General features: G+C 57.2%; 21 protein-coding genes and 1 tRNA gene. 3 read left to right on the plus strand and 19 right to left on the minus strand.

The window, feature by feature from the left end:
- Positions 1 to 148: 148 nt before the first annotated feature.
- A complete protein-coding gene (gene secA / locus HF327_RS15975) occupies positions 149 to 2,908 on the minus strand; it encodes a preprotein translocase subunit SecA (RefSeq protein ID WP_198461198.1) in 2,760 nt (919 codons plus the stop codon).
- A 330-nt stretch (positions 2,909 to 3,238) separates the two neighbouring features.
- On the opposite strand from secA, the gene HF327_RS15980 reads away from it, so the two are divergent.
- Positions 3,239 to 3,547, plus strand: a complete 309-nt coding sequence (locus HF327_RS15980; RefSeq protein ID WP_198461199.1) for a hypothetical protein — start codon at positions 3,239 to 3,241, stop codon at positions 3,545 to 3,547.
- A gap of 105 nt (positions 3,548 to 3,652) precedes the next feature.
- Here the strand turns inward: HF327_RS15980 and HF327_RS15985 are convergent.
- The 6 genes from HF327_RS15985 to petA form a co-directional block, all read right to left on the minus strand.
- A tRNA-Thr gene (locus tag HF327_RS15985) sits at positions 3,653 to 3,728 on the minus strand.
- A 102-nt stretch (positions 3,729 to 3,830) separates the two neighbouring features.
- Positions 3,831 to 4,364, minus strand: coding sequence for a ClpXP protease specificity-enhancing factor (locus HF327_RS15990; RefSeq protein ID WP_198461200.1), 534 nt, complete (start codon positions 4,362 to 4,364; stop codon positions 3,831 to 3,833).
- A gap of 99 nt (positions 4,365 to 4,463) precedes the next feature.
- Positions 4,464 to 5,075, minus strand: coding sequence for a glutathione S-transferase N-terminal domain-containing protein (locus HF327_RS15995; protein ID WP_099738629.1), 612 nt, complete (start codon positions 5,073 to 5,075; stop codon positions 4,464 to 4,466).
- A gap of 99 nt (positions 5,076 to 5,174) precedes the next feature.
- A complete protein-coding gene (locus HF327_RS16000; protein WP_198461201.1) occupies positions 5,175 to 5,930 on the minus strand; it encodes a cytochrome c1 in 756 nt (251 codons plus the stop codon).
- A gap of 17 nt (positions 5,931 to 5,947) precedes the next feature.
- Complete coding sequence (locus HF327_RS16005; RefSeq protein WP_198461203.1) at positions 5,948 to 7,363, minus strand: cytochrome b; 1,416 nt, start codon at positions 7,361 to 7,363, stop codon at positions 5,948 to 5,950.
- Positions 7,364 to 7,377: 14 nt separating this feature from the next.
- A complete protein-coding gene (gene petA, locus HF327_RS16010) occupies positions 7,378 to 7,980 on the minus strand; it encodes a ubiquinol-cytochrome c reductase iron-sulfur subunit (protein WP_198461204.1) in 603 nt (200 codons plus the stop codon).
- Between the two features lie 149 nt (positions 7,981 to 8,129).
- On the opposite strand from petA, the gene mscL reads away from it, so the two are divergent.
- The gene (gene mscL / locus HF327_RS16015; protein WP_198461206.1) at positions 8,130 to 8,564 is read left to right on the plus strand and encodes a large conductance mechanosensitive channel protein MscL; all 435 of its coding nucleotides are present in this window, start codon (positions 8,130 to 8,132) and stop codon (positions 8,562 to 8,564) included.
- A gap of 99 nt (positions 8,565 to 8,663) precedes the next feature.
- Here the strand turns inward: mscL and pdxA are convergent, their stop codons facing one another.
- The 3 genes from pdxA to HF327_RS16030 form a co-directional block, all read right to left on the minus strand.
- Positions 8,664 to 9,728, minus strand: coding sequence for a 4-hydroxythreonine-4-phosphate dehydrogenase PdxA (pdxA, locus tag HF327_RS16020; protein WP_198461208.1), 1,065 nt, complete (start codon positions 9,726 to 9,728; stop codon positions 8,664 to 8,666).
- Positions 9,729 to 9,799: 71 nt separating this feature from the next.
- Positions 9,800 to 10,552, minus strand: coding sequence for a Nif3-like dinuclear metal center hexameric protein (locus HF327_RS16025; protein ID WP_198461218.1), 753 nt, complete (start codon positions 10,550 to 10,552; stop codon positions 9,800 to 9,802).
- A gap of 96 nt (positions 10,553 to 10,648) precedes the next feature.
- The gene (locus tag HF327_RS16030) at positions 10,649 to 11,974 is read right to left on the minus strand and encodes an MFS transporter (protein ID WP_198461220.1); all 1,326 of its coding nucleotides are present in this window, start codon (positions 11,972 to 11,974) and stop codon (positions 10,649 to 10,651) included.
- A gap of 361 nt (positions 11,975 to 12,335) precedes the next feature.
- Here HF327_RS16030 and HF327_RS16035 point away from each other — a divergent pair, with 361 nt between their 5' ends.
- Entirely contained in the window at positions 12,336 to 13,493 is a 1,158-nt protein-coding gene (locus HF327_RS16035; protein ID WP_198461222.1) for a trypsin-like peptidase domain-containing protein, read from the plus strand.
- A gap of 164 nt (positions 13,494 to 13,657) precedes the next feature.
- Here HF327_RS16035 and tatC read toward each other — a convergent pair whose 3' ends face one another.
- From tatC to hisF, 9 genes are all read right to left on the minus strand, one after another.
- The gene (gene tatC, locus HF327_RS16040; RefSeq protein WP_198461224.1) at positions 13,658 to 14,470 is read right to left on the minus strand and encodes a twin-arginine translocase subunit TatC; all 813 of its coding nucleotides are present in this window, start codon (positions 14,468 to 14,470) and stop codon (positions 13,658 to 13,660) included.
- A gap of 147 nt (positions 14,471 to 14,617) precedes the next feature.
- Positions 14,618 to 15,139 (minus strand): Sec-independent protein translocase protein TatB, encoded by a 522-nt coding sequence (tatB, locus tag HF327_RS16045; RefSeq protein WP_198461226.1) that lies wholly within the window; start codon positions 15,137 to 15,139, stop codon positions 14,618 to 14,620.
- Positions 15,140 to 15,161: 22 nt separating this feature from the next.
- Positions 15,162 to 15,398, minus strand: a complete 237-nt coding sequence (tatA, locus tag HF327_RS16050; protein ID WP_099738651.1) for a Sec-independent protein translocase subunit TatA — start codon at positions 15,396 to 15,398, stop codon at positions 15,162 to 15,164.
- Positions 15,399 to 15,535: 137 nt separating this feature from the next.
- Positions 15,536 to 15,904: a histidine triad nucleotide-binding protein gene (locus HF327_RS16055; protein WP_198461228.1), complete on the minus strand. Its 369-nt coding sequence runs from the start codon at positions 15,902 to 15,904 to the stop codon at positions 15,536 to 15,538.
- A gap of 142 nt (positions 15,905 to 16,046) precedes the next feature.
- Positions 16,047 to 17,090 carry a patatin-like phospholipase family protein gene (locus tag HF327_RS16060; protein WP_198461230.1) on the minus strand — a complete coding sequence of 348 codons (1,044 nt, stop codon included), beginning with the start codon at positions 17,088 to 17,090 and terminating at the stop codon, positions 16,047 to 16,049.
- A 182-nt stretch (positions 17,091 to 17,272) separates the two neighbouring features.
- Complete coding sequence (locus HF327_RS16065) at positions 17,273 to 17,671, minus strand: DUF4870 family protein (RefSeq protein WP_198461231.1); 399 nt, start codon at positions 17,669 to 17,671, stop codon at positions 17,273 to 17,275.
- Positions 17,671 to 18,066 (minus strand): phosphoribosyl-ATP diphosphatase, encoded by a 396-nt coding sequence (locus HF327_RS16070; protein ID WP_198461233.1) that lies wholly within the window; start codon positions 18,064 to 18,066, stop codon positions 17,671 to 17,673. The genes HF327_RS16065 and HF327_RS16070 overlap by 1 nt, the downstream gene beginning before the upstream one ends.
- 4 nt (positions 18,067 to 18,070) lie before the next feature.
- Positions 18,071 to 18,499, minus strand: a complete 429-nt coding sequence (gene hisI / locus HF327_RS16075; protein WP_268904707.1) for a phosphoribosyl-AMP cyclohydrolase — start codon at positions 18,497 to 18,499, stop codon at positions 18,071 to 18,073.
- 68 nt (positions 18,500 to 18,567) lie between these two features.
- Complete coding sequence (gene hisF, locus HF327_RS16080) at positions 18,568 to 19,368, minus strand: imidazole glycerol phosphate synthase subunit HisF (RefSeq protein ID WP_198461235.1); 801 nt, start codon at positions 19,366 to 19,368, stop codon at positions 18,568 to 18,570.
- Between the last annotated feature and the right edge of the window lie 183 nt (positions 19,369 to 19,551).

Raw genomic sequence — 19,551 nt, forward strand, 5'->3', positions numbered from 1 at the left:
CTGAGCCCGTGTTGTGAGTGTCGCCTGCCCCCTTGATCAACCACAGGCCCAGGCCAGAGGCGCCAAGCAAGGGCCGCACTGCAGCGAAGCTGTCGTCACCCTCCCGCGTAGCGAGAGAGTGGGAAGGCGCAAAGCGCCTCAGGAGTGATCAGGACAGCTTGCCGTGGCAGAGCTTGAACTTCTGACCGCTACCGCAAGGGCAAGGGTCGTTGCGGCCCACGTGCACGCCTTCTGGCAAGGCCAGAGGTTCAGCCAGCGTTACATCGTCCTCGATGCTCATGGCTTCGGTTTCCGAAGGCGAGGCATAGCTCATGTGTCCCAGACTTTGCGCACCGCGCTCGTTCATGGCTACAGCGGCTTCGTCCATCTCTTCGGGTGAGCGCACCTGCACGGTCATCAGCACGCGCGTGACTTCGGTCTTGACCTGATCAATGAGCTGACGGAACAGCTCGAACGCTTCGCGCTTGTATTCCTGCTTGGGCTGCTTCTGGGCATAGCCGCGCAGGTGAATGCCCTGGCGCAGATAGTCCAGCGCCGCCAGGTGGTCACGCCAGTTGGTGTCAAAGCTCTGCAGCAGCACAGCACGCTGGAATTGCGTGAAGTTTTCCTGACCGATCACAGCCACCTTGGCTTCGAACATGTCGTGTGCAGCCTTGACGACCTTTTCCAGAATCTCTTCGTCAGTGATGGATTCAGAGGCCGAGACTTCTTGCTGCAGCGGCAGCTCAATCTGCCACTCGCTGGCCAGTACCTTTTCGAGGCCGGGGATATCCCACTGCTCTTCCATGGACTCGGCAGGCACGTAGTGACGCACCAGATCGGTGATCACGTCTTCGCGCATGGCGGCCAGCATGCCGCTCAGGTCGGTCGAATCCAGAATGTCGTTGCGCTGCTGGTAGATGACCTTGCGCTGATCGTTGGAAACGTCGTCGTACTCCAGCAATTGCTTGCGCATGTCGAAGTTACGGGCTTCCACCTTGCGCTGAGCCGATTCGATAGAGCGAGTCACGATACCCGCTTCAATCGCTTCACCCTCGGGCATCTTCAGGCGATCCATGATGGCCTTGACGCGGTCACCCGCGAAAATGCGCATCAGTTGGTCATCCAGGCTCAGATAGAAGCGCGAAGAACCGGGGTCACCCTGGCGGCCCGAACGACCACGCAACTGGTTGTCGATACGGCGCGACTCATGGCGCTCGGTGGCAATGATGCGCAGACCGCCCAGAGCCACAACCTTGTCGTGGGCTACTTGCCAGTCGGCACGCAGCTCTTCCAGCTTGCGCTGACGCTCAGACTCGCTCAGCGACTCATCGTTTTCAATGGCCGCGACTTCCTTGTCGATATTGCCACCCAGCACGATGTCGGTACCGCGGCCCGCCATATTGGTGGCGATGGTGATCATGCCTTCGCTGCCAGCCTGGGCAATGATGTCCGCTTCGCGGTCATGCTGCTTGGCATTCAGCACCTGGTGCGGCAGACCTTCCTTTGTGAGCAGCTCGTCGATGATTTCGGAGTTCTCGATCGACGTGGTACCCACCAGCACGGGCTGGCCGCGCTCGTAGCACTCACGGATATCCATGATTGCGGCAGCGTACTTTTCCTTGGTGGTCTTGTAGACGCGGTCGAGCTGATCTTGACGTTTGCTGGGGCGATTGGGTGGAATCACCATGGTCTCCAGACCATAGATTTCCTGGAATTCGTAGGCTTCGGTATCGGCCGTACCGGTCATGCCCGACAGCTTCTTGTACAGACGGAAGTAGTTCTGGAAGGTGATCGAGGCCATGGTCTGGTTCTCGGCCTGAATGACCACACCTTCCTTGGCTTCCACGGCCTGATGCAGACCATCGCTCCAGCGACGGCCAGCCATCAGGCGACCTGTGAACTCATCCACGATCACGATTTCATCGTTCTGCACCACATAGTGCTGATCACGGAAGTACAGCTGGTTGGCCCGCAGCGCTGCGTACAGGTGGTGCACCAGAGAAATATTGGAGGGGTCGTAGAGCGACGAACCTTCGGAAATCAGGCCGGCATGGCTCAGCAAGCGCTCAGCCGCTTCGTATCCCTGATCGGTCAGGTAAACCTGATGCGACTTCTCATCCACGGTGAAGTCACCGGGCTTGGTCACACCTTCGCCCGTGCGGGGGTCGGCTTCACCTTCCTGGCGCACCAGATTGGGCACAATCTTGTTCATGGCCACATACATGGCCGTGTGATCTTCGGCAGGGCCGGAGATGATCAGTGGCGTACGCGCTTCGTCGATCAGGATGGAGTCCACCTCGTCGACGATGGCGTAGTTCAGCACGCGCTGCACACGATCATTGGGCTCATAGACCATGTTGTCGCGCAGATAGTCGAAGCCGTACTCGTTGTTGGTGCCGTAGGTAATGTCGGAGTTGTACGCCTGCTGCTTGTCTTCACGCGACAGGTTAGGCAGGTTGATACCAACCGACAGACCCAGGAAGTTATACAGACGCGCCATGGTCCGGGCATCGCGGCTGGCCAGGTAATCGTTGACGGTCACCACGTGCACGCCTTCGCCCGCCAGAGCGTTCAGGTACACGGGCAGCGTGGCGGTCAGCGTCTTGCCTTCACCGGTACGCATTTCAGCAATCTTGCCGTAATGCAGCGCCATGGCACCCAGCATCTGCACGTCAAAGTGACGCATCTTCATGACGCGCTTGGAGCCCTCGCGCACCACGGCAAATGCCTCTGGCAGCAAATCATCCAGCGCTTCGCCCTTGGCAACGCGGTCTTTGAACTCCTGCGTCTTGGCGCGCAATGCCTCATCGCTGAGCTTTTCGTACTCAGGCTCCATCGCGTTGATGCGAGCGACTGTTTTACGGTATTGCTTGAGCAACCGGTCATTGCGGCTGCCGAACAGTTTGGTGAGGAAATTGGTGGCCATGCGTACGTAGGCACATTACTTCTTGCTTCAAATGCAACAAGCAATGTGTCCAGAATCCCTTGATTGTTGGTCTCAGATGGGGCCGTCCCAGAGACAGTCAAGAGCCACACACAAAAAGTGTTGAAAACCTCTTGGCACGCCAAATACAGGAACAGGACCAAAAAATGATTCTAACCGCGCAAGCCTGCCTTGGTTTTTCGCTGTTTTAGCGTCTGCTAAGGGATTGCGCTGGAACATGGGAATAGCCAGCCCCACAGAATTCATTCGGGGCTGGGATAAGCTTGGAACCACTCGTTGCTCCAACTGCCACCCCAACCGTCAGCCCTTCGCATGACCATTGTTCGCCGCCATCACGCTGTTACCGCCCTAAATGCCATGGAGTCCTCTCCCACATTGGCGCGCTTGGCTGCGCTGACGCAGGACTCCAGCAACCGGCTCAAGGCCGTGCTCCCACTGATCCCGCCTATGCTTCGCGTGAGCTTGCAGGCCGGCCCTATTGATGGTGACAGCTGGTGTGTGATCGTGAAAAACAATGCCGCTGCCGCTAAAGTGCGCCAACTGCTGCCAGCAATGGCAGCCCATCTGCGCACCAAAGGCTGGGACGTGAGCACTATCCGCATCAAAGTACAGACCCAATAAGGCTGTTTTAGAAGCAGGAAAACGCAAAAGGTCTCCATAGAGACCTTTTCTATTGTTTTACGCAAAGAAAAAGCCCACATGCTTACACATGTGGGCTTATCTATTTGGTGCCGGTTGTCGGAATCGAACTGACGACCTACCGCTTACAAGGCGGGTGCTCTACCAACTGAGCTAAACCGGCGAAGACTGAATTCTAACGTAGAAAAACAGACCTAAAAGAAGAAACCCGAAAAATCTTGAATTTGGCTGCAAAAACTAGAAATCCCGGATCTCACACATTTCTTTACTTCACACGCGTCAGCGTGGGGCGACCACCTGCGGGTGGAGGAGTACGAGGCGTGTTATCGCCGTCCGCCCCATCGGCATCTACCTTGACGGGAACCAGCTGCACCACACGTTCATCAGCTGTGTGCTCTTCAGCAGCCTCAGTGATCTGCTCAGCATCTTGTTCCGAAGCATTAGTGACTTCTGCATCCGCATCGTCTTCCAGCTCATCACCTTCGGGCTGGAAAGCCATGCCTTGGCCGGTCTCGCGTGCATAGATGGCCATCACGTTCGCCACGGGAACCATGATGTCTCTGGGCTTGCCGCCGAAACGAGCCTTGAATTCCACGTATTCGTTGCCGATCAGCATGCCGCTGGTGGCGTCATAGCTGATGTTGAGCACGATTTGTCCGTCGCGCACAAACTCCATGGGTACCTGGGTCGTGCGATCCACGCGCACGGCAATGTGCGGTGTGAGTCCATTGTCGTTACACCACTCGAACAGGGCCCGCAGCAGATACGGACGGGTTGAAGTCGTTTCAGGGGCTGTCATATCGTTTCCTGACGAGTCAATTCCAAAAGATTGCGAAGACAAAAAAGCGGGCAGATGAAGGAGCTTCCTTCAGCATGCCCGCTCGGCGCTCATGTGCAATTACTTGCGCATGACCTTTTCAGAAGGTGTCAGCGCTTCAATGTAAGCGGGGCGCGAGAAGATGCGCTCGGCGTACTTGAGCAGAGGAGCAGCGTTCTTGGACAGCTCGATACCGTAGTAATCCAGGCGCCACAGCAGAGGAGCGATCGCCACGTCCAGCATTGAGAAGTTCTCGCCCATGATGAACTTGTTCTTCAAGAAGATAGGGGCCATCTGAGTCAGGCGGTCACGGATATGGGCGCGAGCCTTCTCCAGAGCCTTCTCATTACCCTTGACGTTGCGCTCTTCCAGAGTGTTCACGTGAACGAAAAGCTCTTTTTCAAAGTTCAGCAGGAACAGGCGCACGCGGGCACGGTCCACTGGGTCACCAGGCATCAGCTGGGGATGTGGGAAGCGCTCGTCAATGTACTCATTGATGATGTTGGACTCGTACAAAATCAGGTCGCGTTCGACCAGAATTGGCACTTGACCATAGGGGTTCATCACGGCGATTTCTTCGGGCTTGCTGAACAAGTCCACATCGCGGATCTCGAAATCCATGCCTTTTTCAAACAGCACAAAGCGGCAGCGGTGTGAGAAGGGGCAAGTCGTTCCCGAATAAAGCACCATCATGGTGGAGACTCCTAAAAATCAAAAAGAGTGGGTTGCCCACGGCACCCCACTCTGCACTAACACGGTTTGGTGCAGATGGTATCTGCACGGCAGCAAAACTTACTTCACGTCTTTCCAGAACGCGGCATTCAGGCGCCAGGCCACAAAGATGAAGAGGCCCAGGAAAATCAGAACACCCACGCCGATACGGGTACGAGTGTTTTGGGCTGGTTCTCCCATCCATTGCAGGTAATTGACCAGATCGCCAACGGCCTGATCGTACTGCACTGCGCTCATCTTGCCAGGGGACACCTGCTCCCAACCCTTAAAGACTTGGGTCTTAGTGCCATGGTCGTCATGCTCTTCAAAGATGGCGCGGCGCTCGCCTTGCAGCTCCCACAAGGCATGCGGCATGCCTACGCTTGGAAAGGCGAGATTATTCCAGCCTGTGGCCTTGGTGTCATCTTTATAGAAAGTACGCAAGAAGGTGTACAGGTAATCTGCACCTGAACCACCCGAGCCTGCACGCGAGCGCGCAATCACGGTCAGATCGGGTGGATTGGCACCAAACCACTCCTTGGCTTCCTTGGGATCAATAGCAGCCTTCATGGTTTCGCCCACTTTGGTGGTCGTAAACAGAAGGTTGTCCTTGATTTCCTGCTCGGTCAGGCCAATGTCCTTCAGGCGGTTAAAGCGCATGAAGGCGGCAGAGTGACAGCTCAGGCAGTAGTTAACAAAGATCTTGGCGCCATTTTGCAAAGACGCCATGTCGGTGGTGTTGACCGGAGCCTTGTCCCAGTGAATGCCACCCTCGGAGGCGTGAGCGCCCCCCACGATACCCAGAGCCGCAACCAGGGTCAGAATCAGTTTCTTCATTCTTGTTCTCTCCCGCTTCAGTGTGGCTTGAAAGTCACGCGATCAGGCACCGGCTTGGGTTCACCCAAGCGGCTCCACCAGGGCATGAGCAGGAAGAAGCCAAAGTAGAACAGTGTTCCGACCTGAGACACCTTCTCGCCAATGGGCGATGGAGGCTGAACGCCCAGGTAAGCCAGGACCACAAAGTTCACCACGAACACTGCGTACACATACTTGTGCCAGCTTGGACGGTAGCGGATCGACTTGACCGGGCTGCAATCGAGCCATGGCAAGGCAAACAGGATGATGACCGCACCACCCATGACCACGACGCCCCAGAACTTGGCATCAATGGACAGCATCATCGCAATCGCGCCCAGCGCAACCACGGTGACAGCGCCCTTGGCAAAGCCTGGCAAACGCGACTTCAGCACACCGAAGCCAGCACCCAGAACCACGCAAGCGATCAAAACGTACATCATCTCGCCAGTAATGGCACGCAACATCGAGTAGAAGGGCGTGAAGTACCAGACAGGCGCAATGTGGTTAGGCGTCTTGAGCGAGTCGGCGGGAATGAAGTTGTTGTACTCCAGGAAGTAACCACCGAACTCAGGCGCAAAGAACACCACGGCCGAGAACAGGAACAGGAACACAGTCACGCCAAAAATGTCGTGCACGGTGTAGTAGGGATGGAAAGGAATGCCATCCAGCGGATTACCCTTGGCATCCTTGGGCGCGTTGGGGCCCTTGATTTCAATGCCATCAGGGTTGTTGGAGCCCACATCGTGCAGCGCCAGCAAGTGCGCAACCACCAGCCCCAGCAGCACCAGAGGCACGGCAATCACGTGGAAACTGAAGAAGCGGTTTAGCGTCGCATCACCCACCACATAGTCACCGCGGATCAGCAAAGCCAGATCAGGGCCAACAAATGGAATGGCCGAGAACAGGTTCACGATCACTTGGGCGCCCCAGTACGACATCTGGCCCCATGGCAGCAGGTAGCCCATGAAGGCTTCAGCCATCAGCACCAGGAAGATTGCACAGCCAAAGATCCAGACCAGCTCTCGCGGCTTACGGTAAGAACCGTACAGAAGCCCGCGGAACATGTGCAGATAGACAACGACAAAGAACGCTGAGGCGCCTGTCGAATGCATATAGCGAATCAGCCAACCCCAGGGCACATCTCGCATGATGTACTCGACCGAAGCGAACGCTTTATCAGCGTCTGGCTTGTAGTGCATCACCAGAAAGATCCCGGTGACGATCTGGATCACCAGCACCAGCAGCGCCAGTGAGCCGAAGATGTACCAGAAGTTGAAGTTTTTAGGAGCGTAGTACTCCGACATGTGGACGCGGTAGGCGTCGAACGCTGTCGGAAAACGGTTCTCCATCCAGTTCATAGCCTTCGCTCCAGTGGTGGAGTTCGGGTCAATTTGCTTGAATTCGTGGGCCATTGTTCTTGTCTCCCTCAGGCAGCCTTGGTGTCTTCACCAATCAGCAGCTTGGTGTCGGACAGATACATATGCGGCGGCACTTGCAGGTTGTCAGGTGCTGGCTTGTTCTTGAACACCCGGCCGGCCATGTCGAAAGTCGAGCCATGGCAGGGGCACAGGAAGCCGCCCTTCCAGTCAGCTGGCAGCGATGGCTGAGGGCCGGCTACAAACTTATCGGTCGGAGAGCAACCCAGATGGGTGCAGATACCGACCACCACCAGAACCTCTGGTTTGATGGAGCGTGCTTCGTTCATCGCATAAGGCGGGGTGAACTCATCTGGGTGGCGTGCAGATTTTGGATCCGCCAGCTCAGCGTCCAGAGTCGGCAACTCCTTGAGCTGCTCGGGTGTGCGCTTGATGATCCACACTGGCTTGCCTCGCCACTCAACAGTGAGCTTCTCACCCTCCTTGAGGGCTGAAATATCAACCTCGACAGCAGCGCCTGCCGCTTTGGCTTTTTCAGAAGGCTGAAAGGAGCTCACAAAAGGGACGGCTGTCGCCACACCGCCCACGGCACCAGCACAGGCTGACGTGATGATCCACGTGCGCTTGCTGGAGTCGACTGGAGAGTCACTCATGGATTTCCTCGAAGTACATCGCTTGATTTGGGGTCAACTGAGAATTCTAGCGGCGGGATCATGGTTATTCCAGTCCCAGTCCGACGTTGACAAGTGCCAAAGTCACGCAATACTGCGCTATCTCAAACTCTCAGTGACTGGACCTGCTTATGGGCATGATGCAAGAATTCCGCGAATTCGCAATCAAGGGAAACGTGATGGATCTGGCCGTGGGTGTGATCATCGGCGGTGCATTCGGAAAGATTGTGGACTCCGTTGTCAGCGATCTCATCATGCCTCTGGTGGGATTGGTCTTTGGCAAGCTGGATTTTTCCAATCTGTTTGTCGTCTTGGGCACGATACCGGACGGAATTCCGCGCACTCTGGATGCGCTCAAGAAAGCCGGAATCCCTGTCTTTGCCTATGGCAACTTCATCACCGTGGCCGTCAACTTCCTCATTCTGGCTTTCATCATTTTCATGATGATCAAGCAAGTCAACCGCCTCAAGCGCGAAGCACCTGCTGCGCCAGAAGCAGCGCCAACTACTCCTGAAGACATTCAACTGCTGCGCGAAATCCGCGATAGTCTGAACCGAAAGCAATAGACGCCAGCGCCCATGAAAAAAGCCTGCCGAAGTGACTTCGGCAGGCTTTTTTCATGTTTGGGATGGTCTGGAAAACGGCTGAGCTACAACGGCGAGCTGCTAGCGGCCAAGACTGCGCGCCATATGCACGGCTTCGAGCAAACTGGCTTCATCGGCCACGCCCTGCCCGGCAATATCAAAAGCCGTTCCATGATCTGGACTGGTACGAACCAGCGGCAATCCGAGAGTCACGTTGACCCCTTTTTCCACACCCAAATATTTGACTGGGATCAACCCTTGGTCGTGGTACATCGCCAACACAACGTCAAATTCACCGGTTTTGGCCGCAGTGCTACGGGCTCGCATGAACACGGTATCGGGCGCAAAAGGGCCAGCCACATCCATACCTTCGGCCTGCGCCTGCTCAATGGCCGGGACGATGATCTCGATTTCTTCACGGCCAAAAATACCGCCCTCGCCTGCGTGCGGGTTGAGCCCGGCCACGGCAATGCGAGGAGCACGGCCCAGACTTTTGCTCAGCGCCTGATGTGTGATGCGCAGAGTTTGTAAAACCTGAGGCTGGGTCACGGCATTGATGGCATCGCGCAGTGAGACATGGATGCTGACCAGCACGGTGCGCAGTTCATCATTGGCCAGCATCATGCGCACGGGCATCTGCTCAAGACCCACGCTCGCATGGGCTGCCGCCTCAGCCTGCAGCAGCTCGGTATGACCAGGGAAAGTCACGCCGGCCAGATGCAGCGCCTCTTTGTGCAAAGGCGCTGTCACCAGCGCTGCAATATCGCCCCGCAACGCCGCTTGCGCAGCCCAGACCACGCATTGCGCTGCCGCCTGCCCTGCCTCTGCGGAGATCTGGCCGTAAGGCTGCGGCCCGGCCAGCCCCGGCAGGTTCAACAAAGGGATAGTGCCTTCGGGGATAGACCAGACATCGGCCGGTGCATCAATCACCGCCACGGGCTGGGCCAAGCCTGGCTCACCTTGGGCATCTCTGGCTGCCAGTGCGGTGGCGCGGCGCAGCGTCTGCAACTCGCCCACCACAAAACAGCCGCGCATGGCCTGAGGTGCTGCTTTAAAAGCCTTGGCAATGATTTCCGGGCCAATGCCTGCGCAGTCACCCTGGGTGATGGCGATGGCTTTGGCAGTTGTTGATTCAGAAGCAGACATATAGATCAAAATTGCTTGAAACCAATTATGGATAAGCGCAAGCCGCTATCAGAAATGATGAAAAACAGTGCTTATGCAGGGTTCTCAATTTCAATGAACTGGTGCTCCAGCCCGCACTCGCGGGCCACATGCGCGACCACAGCCGGTGCACCATAGCGCTCGGTGGCATGGTGGCCTGCGGCGATAAAGCTCACGCCCATCTCGCGGGCCAGATGCATCTGGGGCTCTGAAATTTCGCCCGTTATGTAGGCATCCGCTCCCGCTGCAATGGCGGATTCAAAAAAGCCTTGCGCCCCACCCGTGCACCAGGCCAGCTTGCGAACAGGCTTTTGCACATCACCACTCACCAGGGTGGCCTTGCGCCCCAGCACCGCCTGCACATGCTCGTTCAGCGCTGTGGCATTGGCAAAGTCCACATCAGCGAGCCAGCCCAGATTTTGCTCGCCAAATGCGGCTTGGCCTTGCACGCCAAGCTTTACGCCCAGTTGTGCGTTATTGCCCAGTTCGGAGTGCGCGTCCAGCGGCAAATGATAGGCAAACAGATTGATGTCATGGGCCATCAACAGACGGATGCGCTCTTTGAGCCAGCCAGTGATACGCCCATCCATGCCCTTCCAGAACAGGCCGTGGTGCACAAAGATCGCGTCTGCCTTGGCGTCAATCGCCGCCTCAATCAAGGCACGACTGGCCGTCACGCCACTGACAATGCGGCGAATTTCGCTCTTGCCTTCAACCTGCAGGCCGTTGGGCCCGTAGTCTTTGAAGCGCTCGGGCTGCAGCAGCCCATTGAAGACGGATAGCAGGTGGTTTCGCTCAATGCTCATGCTGCGATTGTGACTGACAGAGCATGGCCCTGAGTCCGCCCGCCAGGCACAAAAAAGGGCAGCTAAAGCTGCCCTCTTGCAAGTTGCCGTACGGCTTTATGCCTTCTTGGCTTGCCAGCCCTTGCAGGCCAGCGGCCAGAAGGCCATGAGCACACCCAGCACGCCCATGGCTGCCACATAGTGCGCAGGTGCCATCACATCGCGTTGCTGCCACACAGACACCAGCATGGGAGTCAGGCCACCAAATACCGCATAAGCCATGTTGTAGGCGAAAGACAGGCCGGTAAAGCGCACATCCGCAGGGAAGGCGCGCACGCCCACCACAGGCAACAGCGAGATGGAACCGACAAAGAAGCCCACGGTGGCATAGGTGCAGATCAGCGAGGCTTCAGTACCGGGCAGGTTCAGATAGAACAGATAGGCCGTTGCCGCCATGCCGCCCCATCCCAGAATCATGGTGAGCCTGGTGCCCAGTTTGTCAGACAGCCAACCCCAGAACACGCAGCCAATGGTCAGCGTCACAGTGGCCACGGCATTGGCCTTGAGTGCCATTGCCGGTTCAATATGGAAGTTCTTTTGCAGATAACTAGGGGTCATCAGAACCACCACTACCACCGCGGTGGAGAGAATCCAGGTCATCAGTGCAACGACAGCGCAGGCTTCGCGGTGGTCACGCAAGATGGTTTTGAGTGGCAGTTCGCGGTCAGCCGCCTTGCGCGCCTGCAACTCCTTGAAGATAGGCGTTTCATGCAGAAACTTGCGCATGTAGACCGAGACCAGACCAAACACGCCGCCCAGAATAAAGGGGATGCGCCAAGCCCAATCGTGAATTTCGCTCTGGCTATAAGTGCTGTTGAGCCACACACCGATGATGGAGCCCAGGAAAATGCCGCCGGTAATGCCAGACGTCAGCGCGCCAATCGCAAAACCATAGCGCTTTTCAGGCGCGTGCTCAGCCACAAAAATCCAGGCACCGGGCATTTCGCCGCCGATGGCTGCGCCCTGCAGCACGCGCATGAGCAGCAGCAAAATAGGAGCGGCAATGCCAATAGAGGCATAGGTGGGCAGCAGACCAATAATGAGCGTAGGCACAGCCATCAGGAAGACGGACAGCGTGAACATCTTCTTGCGACCCAGAATGTCGCCATAGTGGGCAATCAAAATGCCGCCAATGGGACGAGCCAGATAGCCGGCCGCAAAAATGCCCAGCGTCTGTAGCTGGCGCATCCATTCCGGCATTTCAGCCGGAAAGAACAGGCGGCCAATCACGTTGGCAAAAAAGACGAACACCACGAAGTCATAAAACTCCAGCGTTCCGCCCAGAGCTGATAGGCCCAGGGTCTTGTAGTCCTCCCGGTTCAGGGGACGATTCTTCGCAGCAGCCGGCGCGGTAGCCGGGGCAGCGTGGTCAAGCGTAGTCATGGTGTTTCCTAGATCGAACAGCAGGACAGCGCAGATAAGGCCGCAACACGGGTCAACGTGCAGAGGCAAACCGATTGAGGTGGATTCCTGATACGGAGCCACACCCATCTGGCACGAACGCCTTGTGGGCAATCACTTCAGAAACGGCGACGTAAGCGCAGTCGAAATTCATTCTAGGGTTTACACGCACATCGACCGCTGAGGCAAAACTTTAGACAGCAGTACCCCTATGTACTGGCTTCGTGCAACACCTGACGCTTTGGAGTAAGCAAATCAACAAGTTCAAGCGCAATCGCTGCACTCCTACGACGAGCCATGCCGCACAATGTGGATTACTCCTCTCACTCTCCAGACCCATTACATGAAACGCACCTGGTTGCTGTTTTCGCAGGTAGTCACCGCCCTAGTTGCTATCTATTTTGTAGTATCCACCCTACAGCCCAGCTGGCTTCAGCGCGGAAGCATCCGTAGCAATGCTGGCATTGCGCTGCTACAGGCTCCATCGGCTCCGGCAGGTGAAGTCGCTCCCGGCAGCTTCGCGCCAGCTGCACGCAAGGCATCACCGGCCGTGGTCAGCATCAATACCAGCAAGGCAGTGCGGCACCCGCGCGCCAACGATCCGTGGTTCCAGTTCTTCTTTGGCGAGCAAGGTCCACAGGAGCAATCTGGTTTGGGTAGCGGCGTCATCATTAGTCAAGATGGCTACATCCTCACCAACAACCATGTGGTGGAGGGTGCAGACGACATTGAAGTCACGCTGACCGACAGCCGCCAGGCCAAGGCCAAGGTGATTGGCACCGATCCGGAAACCGATCTGGCCATTCTCAAAATCGAGATGGATAAGCTGCCCGTCATCGTTCTGGGCAACTCTGACCAGGTCGCCGTGGGCGACCGCGTGCTGGCTATCGGCAACCCCTTTGGCGTGGGCCAGACAGTGACCAGCGGCATCATCAGTGCGCTAGGTCGCAGCCAACTGGGCATCAACACGTTTGAGAACTTCATTCAAACCGATGCCGCTATCAACCCCGGCAACTCGGGCGGTGCGCTGGTGGATGCCAACGGCAATCTGCTGGGCATCAACACCGCCATCTATTCACGCTCTGGCGGCAGCATGGGCATTGGCTTTGCCATTCCTGTCTCTACCGCCAAGATGGTGCTGGACGGCATCGTCAAAGATGGCAAGGTGACCCGCGGCTGGATTGGCGTGGAGCCCAATGAACTCTCGCCCGAGCTGGCCGAGACCTTTGGCGTCAAGGCCGATGCAGGCGTCATCATTACCGGCGTGCTGCAAGCCGGTCCCGCCGCTCAAGCAGGTATGCGCCCCGGCGACGTGATTGTGAAAGTGGGTGATACGGCCACCCGCAATGTCTCTGAGTTGCTGACCGCAGTTGCCTCCCTCAAGCCCGGTGAAGCTGCCAAGTTTGATGTGCGCCGTGCAGACAGCGAAGTCATGCTGGAGATCACCCCCGGCATCCGCCCTGCGGCCAACACTTTGCAGCAGCAAGGTCGCCGCCGCTAAAAGACTGCCTCAAACGACAAAAGCCAGCCTCTTTCGCTGGCTTTTTTCTTTGGACTTTCATGCATCAAATATGCCCCAAGCGCTTATGCATAAAGCGCTAATAGCTATCAAAACAAAAGCCCTTGAATTACTTCAAGGGCTTTTTCATGAAGGGTCGAAAACGATCAATTACCGTCTGTGGGCTTATCGGCTGCCGCGCCTGTTTCGCCTTCTGCCTCCGGGGCACGCGATGCCTTGCTGAACCAGCCCGCACCCAGAATGCCAATCTCATAGAGCAGGCACATGGGAATGGCCAGCGCCAGCTGCGAGATCACATCGGGTGGCGTGATGATGGCGGCAATCACAAAGGACAGCACCACAAAGTAGCCGCGAAAGGCTTTGAGCTTTTCAATCTCGACCAGACCCAGTCGCACCAACAGCATCACCACAATCGGCACCTGGAAAGCTGCGGCAAAGGCGATATAGAGCGACAAAATCGCTTCGACATACGAAGCAATATCAGGCGTAGCCGCCACGCTGGCAGGCGTGAAGTGCTGAATGAACTTGAACATATTGCCAAGCACAAAGAACTGCACAAAGCCAATGCCGACATAGGCCAGCAAGCTGCCAAACAGAATCAGCGGCAGGGCAAACTTCTTCTCGTGGCTATACAGACCGGGGGCCACAAAGGCCCAGACCTGATACATGAGCCAAGGCAGCGCCATCAGCACCGCAACCATCATCAGCACCTTGAGCGGCACAAAGAATGGCGAAAAAACGCCCACCGCAATCAGCTTTGCGCCGGGGGGCATGTGTTCTTTGATGGGTATGGCGATGAAGTCGATCAGGCCATCCGGGCCGGGCCAGAACATCAGCAGTGCAACACAGATCAGAACGCCATAGAGGCTGTAGAGCACGCGATCGCGCAGCTCCATCAAGTGCTGCACAAATGGCTGCTCCGTGCCTGAGAGTTCGTCTTCTTTAGAGGGTTCGGACATGGTGCAAAACCGCGCCAGAGCCTGAACAGCTCTGCACGCTTGAAACAACAACGCCCGCAGACACGGGCAAGGGGCTACATACCAGAGGCAAACCTGCGCCCGAAACGGGCAACGGCCTCATGGCCGGCAGGCTGCAGCTGAGCATGCTCAATGGAACTTCTTGGGGCGAAAACGCGCCACGCGCGCCGCACCCGACTGAACTTTGTTACGCACTCCAGCGCGCGCCTTGTACCACTGGGGCACGGCACCGCGCTTGAGGCGCCAGTTCTTGCGCGGATGGCTGTAGCTGGGCACTACGGCGCTATTCGTATCAAAACCGGTATAGCCGCCGTCCGAGTCATAGGAATCAAACGACGAAGCCGAAGTCATGTGCGCATCGTCACGCAGATCCTTGGTCGCATCGCCCCAGTCCTTTTCAAGGTCCGAGGCCTGATTGCGAACGCCAGATTCCACATCGCGTGCCGCAGTCTCGACCGTTTCCTTCATCTTGCGCAGCTCATCCAGCTCCATGGAGCGGTTGACTTCTGCCTTGACGTCGGACACATAACGCTGCGCCCGCCCAAGCATGGTTCCCACCATACGGGCCACGCGCGGCAGTTTCTCGGGGCCGATGACCACCAAGGCCACGGCACCGATCAGCGCCATTTTGGACAGGCCAATATCAAACATCTAGATGTCAGTCCTGCAGCGTTCAGCTTTTTTGCTTGGCTTCCACGTCAATGGTGGCCTTGTCAGTGGCTTGCTGGTTGGCCACTTGGCCAGCGGCGGCGCTGGAATCAGCGTTCGTGCCGCCTTCCTTCATGCCGTCCTTAAAGCCCTTGACGGCGCCACCCAGGTCGGAGCCGATGTTCTTGAGCTTCTTGGTGCCGAACACCAGAACCACGATGAGCAGCACGATCGCCCAGTGCCAGATAGAAAAAGAGCCCATGAGAATCTCCTAAGAATTGCAAACCATTTTAGACGGGGCTTTTGACAGATTCGTCACAATCACCCAAAAAGCCTGCTGCTGGCAACTCTATAGCCGCCCGGAACGCATCGTCCAAGATGCGAAAGTTACGCAGTTTCTCAGCCTTTGAGCCAGGGGCGCGCACCGCCCATGACATGCAGGTGCAGGTGATGCACTTCCTGACCGCCTTCGGCACCGGTATTGACCACGATGCGAAAGCCTCCATCAGGATAAGGATTGCAGCCCTGCTCCAGCGCCAGCCTGGGGGCCAGCGCCATCATGCGGCCCAGCAAAGGCGAGTCTTCAGCGCTTAGATGCGCCATCGAGGCGATGTGCTTCTTGGGAATCATCAAAAAGTGCACAGGCGCTGCAGGGTTGATGTCGTGGAAGGCGAACACTTCTTCGTCTTCATAGACCTTGCGCGAAGGGATCTCGCCCTTGGCGATACGGCAAAAAATGCAGCTGGAATCGTAATCGTGGTTATGCATGGTCAATCTTATATTCAGTAAGGGAACACCTGCACAGCAAGCAGCTGATGCTCTCGCACACCTTGATCAGGAAAACCGGGCAAGTGCCGTCTCACAGCGAGGTGTCGTCCCCCTTGGAGGAAGGCGCAAAGCGCCTCGGGGCTTATCCTACATTTTCGGTGAAGCGCAGCGTCTGCTTCACACCCAAATGCTCTCGGTTCTCCTGCAGCCAATGCTGGCCACGCTCGCGCCCCAGATCAAACAGCTTGCGCACCATGACCATGTCTGCACGCACCTTGCTGGATGCTCCAAAAGGCTTGAGCACCTCACCGCCATCAATGCGATGCATGAGCACATGCTTGTAGCGGTCGGCATCCAGCCGCTTTTGCTCCAGCAGGCGCACCACAAACCCGATGGCCCGCAGCTCGGCCAGCAGGCAGGCATTGAAGGTGATTTCGTTCATGCGGTCCATGATGTCGCGGGCCGTGTCGGGCGACACATCAGACTCTTTGGGATTGATCTGCACCAGCAAGATATCGCGACTCTTGGTCTCGTAGATCAGCGGGTACAGGGCCGGGTTGCCTGAAAAACCGCCATCCCAGTAGCGCTCGCCATTAATCTCCACCGCTTTGAACATCTGCGGCAAGCAGGCCGAGGCCATGATGGCGTCTGCCGTCACTTCCTCGCCCGAGAAAATTTTCCCCCGCCCTGTACGCACATTGGTGGCGCAAACAAAGAGCTTGGGCACCGCCGTGGGGTGCGCGGGGTTAGCCAGCGTCTCAAAATCCACCAACCCGGTCAGCAACTGCCGCAGCGGGTTGATATTGAGCGGATTGGTCTGATAGGGCGACAAAAACTGATTGAGGATGCCCAGAAACTGCTTGCTGCCAGGCAGCGGCGCTGCCCAGAACATCTTGCCCACGCTGCCCATGGTGCCCACACCTTCCCAGAGCTGCTTCAGGGCTTGGCGAGCCAGTTGGCGACCTAAGTGCCGGGCGTCGTCCACCTTCTTTTCCTGCGCGGCAGCCTGGGCAAAGCCGTGGGCCAGCACCACAGCATTCATCGCGCCGGCGCTGGTGCCGCTGATGCCCTCGAAGATCAGGTTATCGTCTTCCAGCAGCGCATCCAGAATCCCCCAGGTCAACGCGCCATGCGAGCCGCCTCCTTGCAAAGCGAGGTTGATAGTGTGAGAGGTTTCTGAAGCCATTGAACAATCCTGTGAAGCGTTGATAACCCATGTCGCGAGCTTATTCAGCCTCTGTAGCATCGCATAGACGCGGGCGGCCTATCTGCATGTCAGCCTGAATCTGTTGCAGTGCAGCAAAATTCCCTGCAAAAACAAAAAAGCCCCTGCCAGAAAGCAGGGGCTTGGTATTGAATCAGCGCCAATCAGGGCTGAATAGCGCGATTTTTGTTCATGGCGATCATGCCGCTAACAATGCGGTAGAGGAACCAGATGGACACTACCACCCATGCCGGGTTGAAGATAAACAGCCCCAGCAGGAAGAACGGGAAGGTGATGGCATACAGCACCGCCGCCCAGAGAACGCTGCGCAGGCGCCATGAGAAGTGACTCTCCTGCCAGGTGCCGCGCGCATCACCGCGCTTGACCAGATCAATGATGACCGCAACGATCAGCAAAAACACACTGACCTGCGCGCCCGGCAGAACGGCGGCTACGGCCACCACCAGATGCAGCAGATAGCTGACCCAGCCCCAGGCCTTGAGGCCTTCAATCTCGGCAGAGCTGCTGCTGTGTACGTCAATGATGTCGCGATCGTCAGTCATCAGGTGCTTCCTTTCTCCTGCGCGGCGCGTTCGGTCGCCTTGCGCAAGGCTTTTTCTTCAAGACCGCTGGTGCCTTCACGGCGCTCCAGCTCGGCCACCACTTCGGCGGGCGTCAGCCCATAGTGCGACAGCGCAATCATGGTGTGAAACCACAAGTCCGCAACCTCGTAGAGGATTTTCCCCTTGTCGGCCCCGGCATCCACATCCTTGGCGGCCATGACGACTTCTGTCGCCTCCTCGCCAATTTTCTTCAAAAAGGCGTCGGGGCCTTTGTGCAGCAGGCGGGCGACATAGCTTTTCTCGGGGTCGCCACCATTGATGGTTTTGCGGCTTTCGATGACAGCGGCCAGACGGGCTAGTGCGCCTTCAACCGAGGCGGTGTTTTGTTCAGACATGGCTTTATTTGTAGATGGAAGCGGGATCTTTCAAGACCGGATCAACAGCAAGCCATTGCCCATCCTTGAAAACGCTGTAGAAGCAAGAGTGGCGACCGGTATGGCAGGCGATTCCGGGATCATGCCCCTCTTGCGTAATTTTGAGCAAAACCACGTCGTTGTCGCAGTCGATGCGGATCTCATGCACGGTCTGCACATGGCCAGACTCTTCACCCTTGAACCACAGCTTGTTGCGTGAGCGGCTGAAGTACACAGCGCGCTTGAGCTCGGCCGTTTTCTCCAGCGCCTCACGGTTCATCCAGGCAAACATGACGACATCGCCACTGCCTTGCTCCTGCGCAATCACTGGCACCAGCCCTTGCGCATCCCATTTGACTTGATCGAGCCAGCTCATAGCAGACCTTTGTTTTGTATAGCTGCCAGCGCAGGCCAGCAGCCAACCTTAAACACAAAACACATCAAAAGCCGCTAGTAACCTGCGCAAGCCGCTCTCAAATTGATTTACAGGCGTACGGGAATACCGCGTGCGCGCATGCATTCCTTGGCCTGCTGCACCGTGTATTCACCGTAGTGGAAGATGCTGGCAGCTAGCACCGCATCCGCGCCGCCAATGGTCACGCCATCGGCCAGATCGTCCAGGTTGCCCACGCCGCCCGATGCAATCACAGGCACACCCACGGCATCGGCCACGGCACGGGTAAGTTTCAGATCAAAGCCGCTTTTGGTGCCATCGCGGTCCATGCTGGTCAGCAAAATCTCGCCCGCACCACGTTGTGCCATTTCAGCAGCCCAGCGCACCACATCCAGGCCCACATTCTTGCGGCCACCGTGGCTGTACACATCCCAGCCCGGGCCCATGGGTGTGCCGCCCGGGCCCATGCGCAGCTCGTCTTCAGGTGTGCGGCGCTTGGCATCAATGGCCACCACAATGCACTGCGCGCCGTATTTGTCGCTGCAGGCGTTGATGGTGTCGGGGTTGGCAATGGCGGCGGAGTTAAAGCTGGTCTTGTCTGCACCGGCATTGAGCAGGCGGCGCACATCTTCCACCGTGCGCACGCCGCCGCCCACCGTCAGCGGGATAAAGACTTGCGAAGCCACGGCTTCGATGATGGGCAAGATCAGATCGCGGCCATCGCTAGTGGCGGTGATATCCAGAAACGTCAGCTCGTCCGCGCCCTGCGCGTTGTAGCGCGCGGCGATTTCCACCGGGTCGCCCGCATCGCGCAGCTCCATAAAATTAACGCCCTTGACCACGCGGCCGCCGGTGACGTCAAGGCAAGGAATGATGCGTTTGGCAAGCATGGACGAGTCTCGGTGTATCTAAAAACAGAGGGCAAAGATACCACGACCTCACAGCCACCTCAGGCGCCCCGGCTTCCGTTAGCACAAGCCTTGAGACGTCGCTGCGTTAAAGTTTCGTATCGGCATGTAGCTCAGGGATTTCCCTTTTGGCTTCAGTATCAAAGCTTTCGCCTGCATGCCCTG

Origin of the sequence: Comamonas suwonensis, from assembly GCF_012844455.2 — a bacterium.
GTDB classification, from domain to species: domain Bacteria; phylum Pseudomonadota; class Gammaproteobacteria; order Burkholderiales; family Burkholderiaceae_C; genus Comamonas; species Comamonas suwonensis.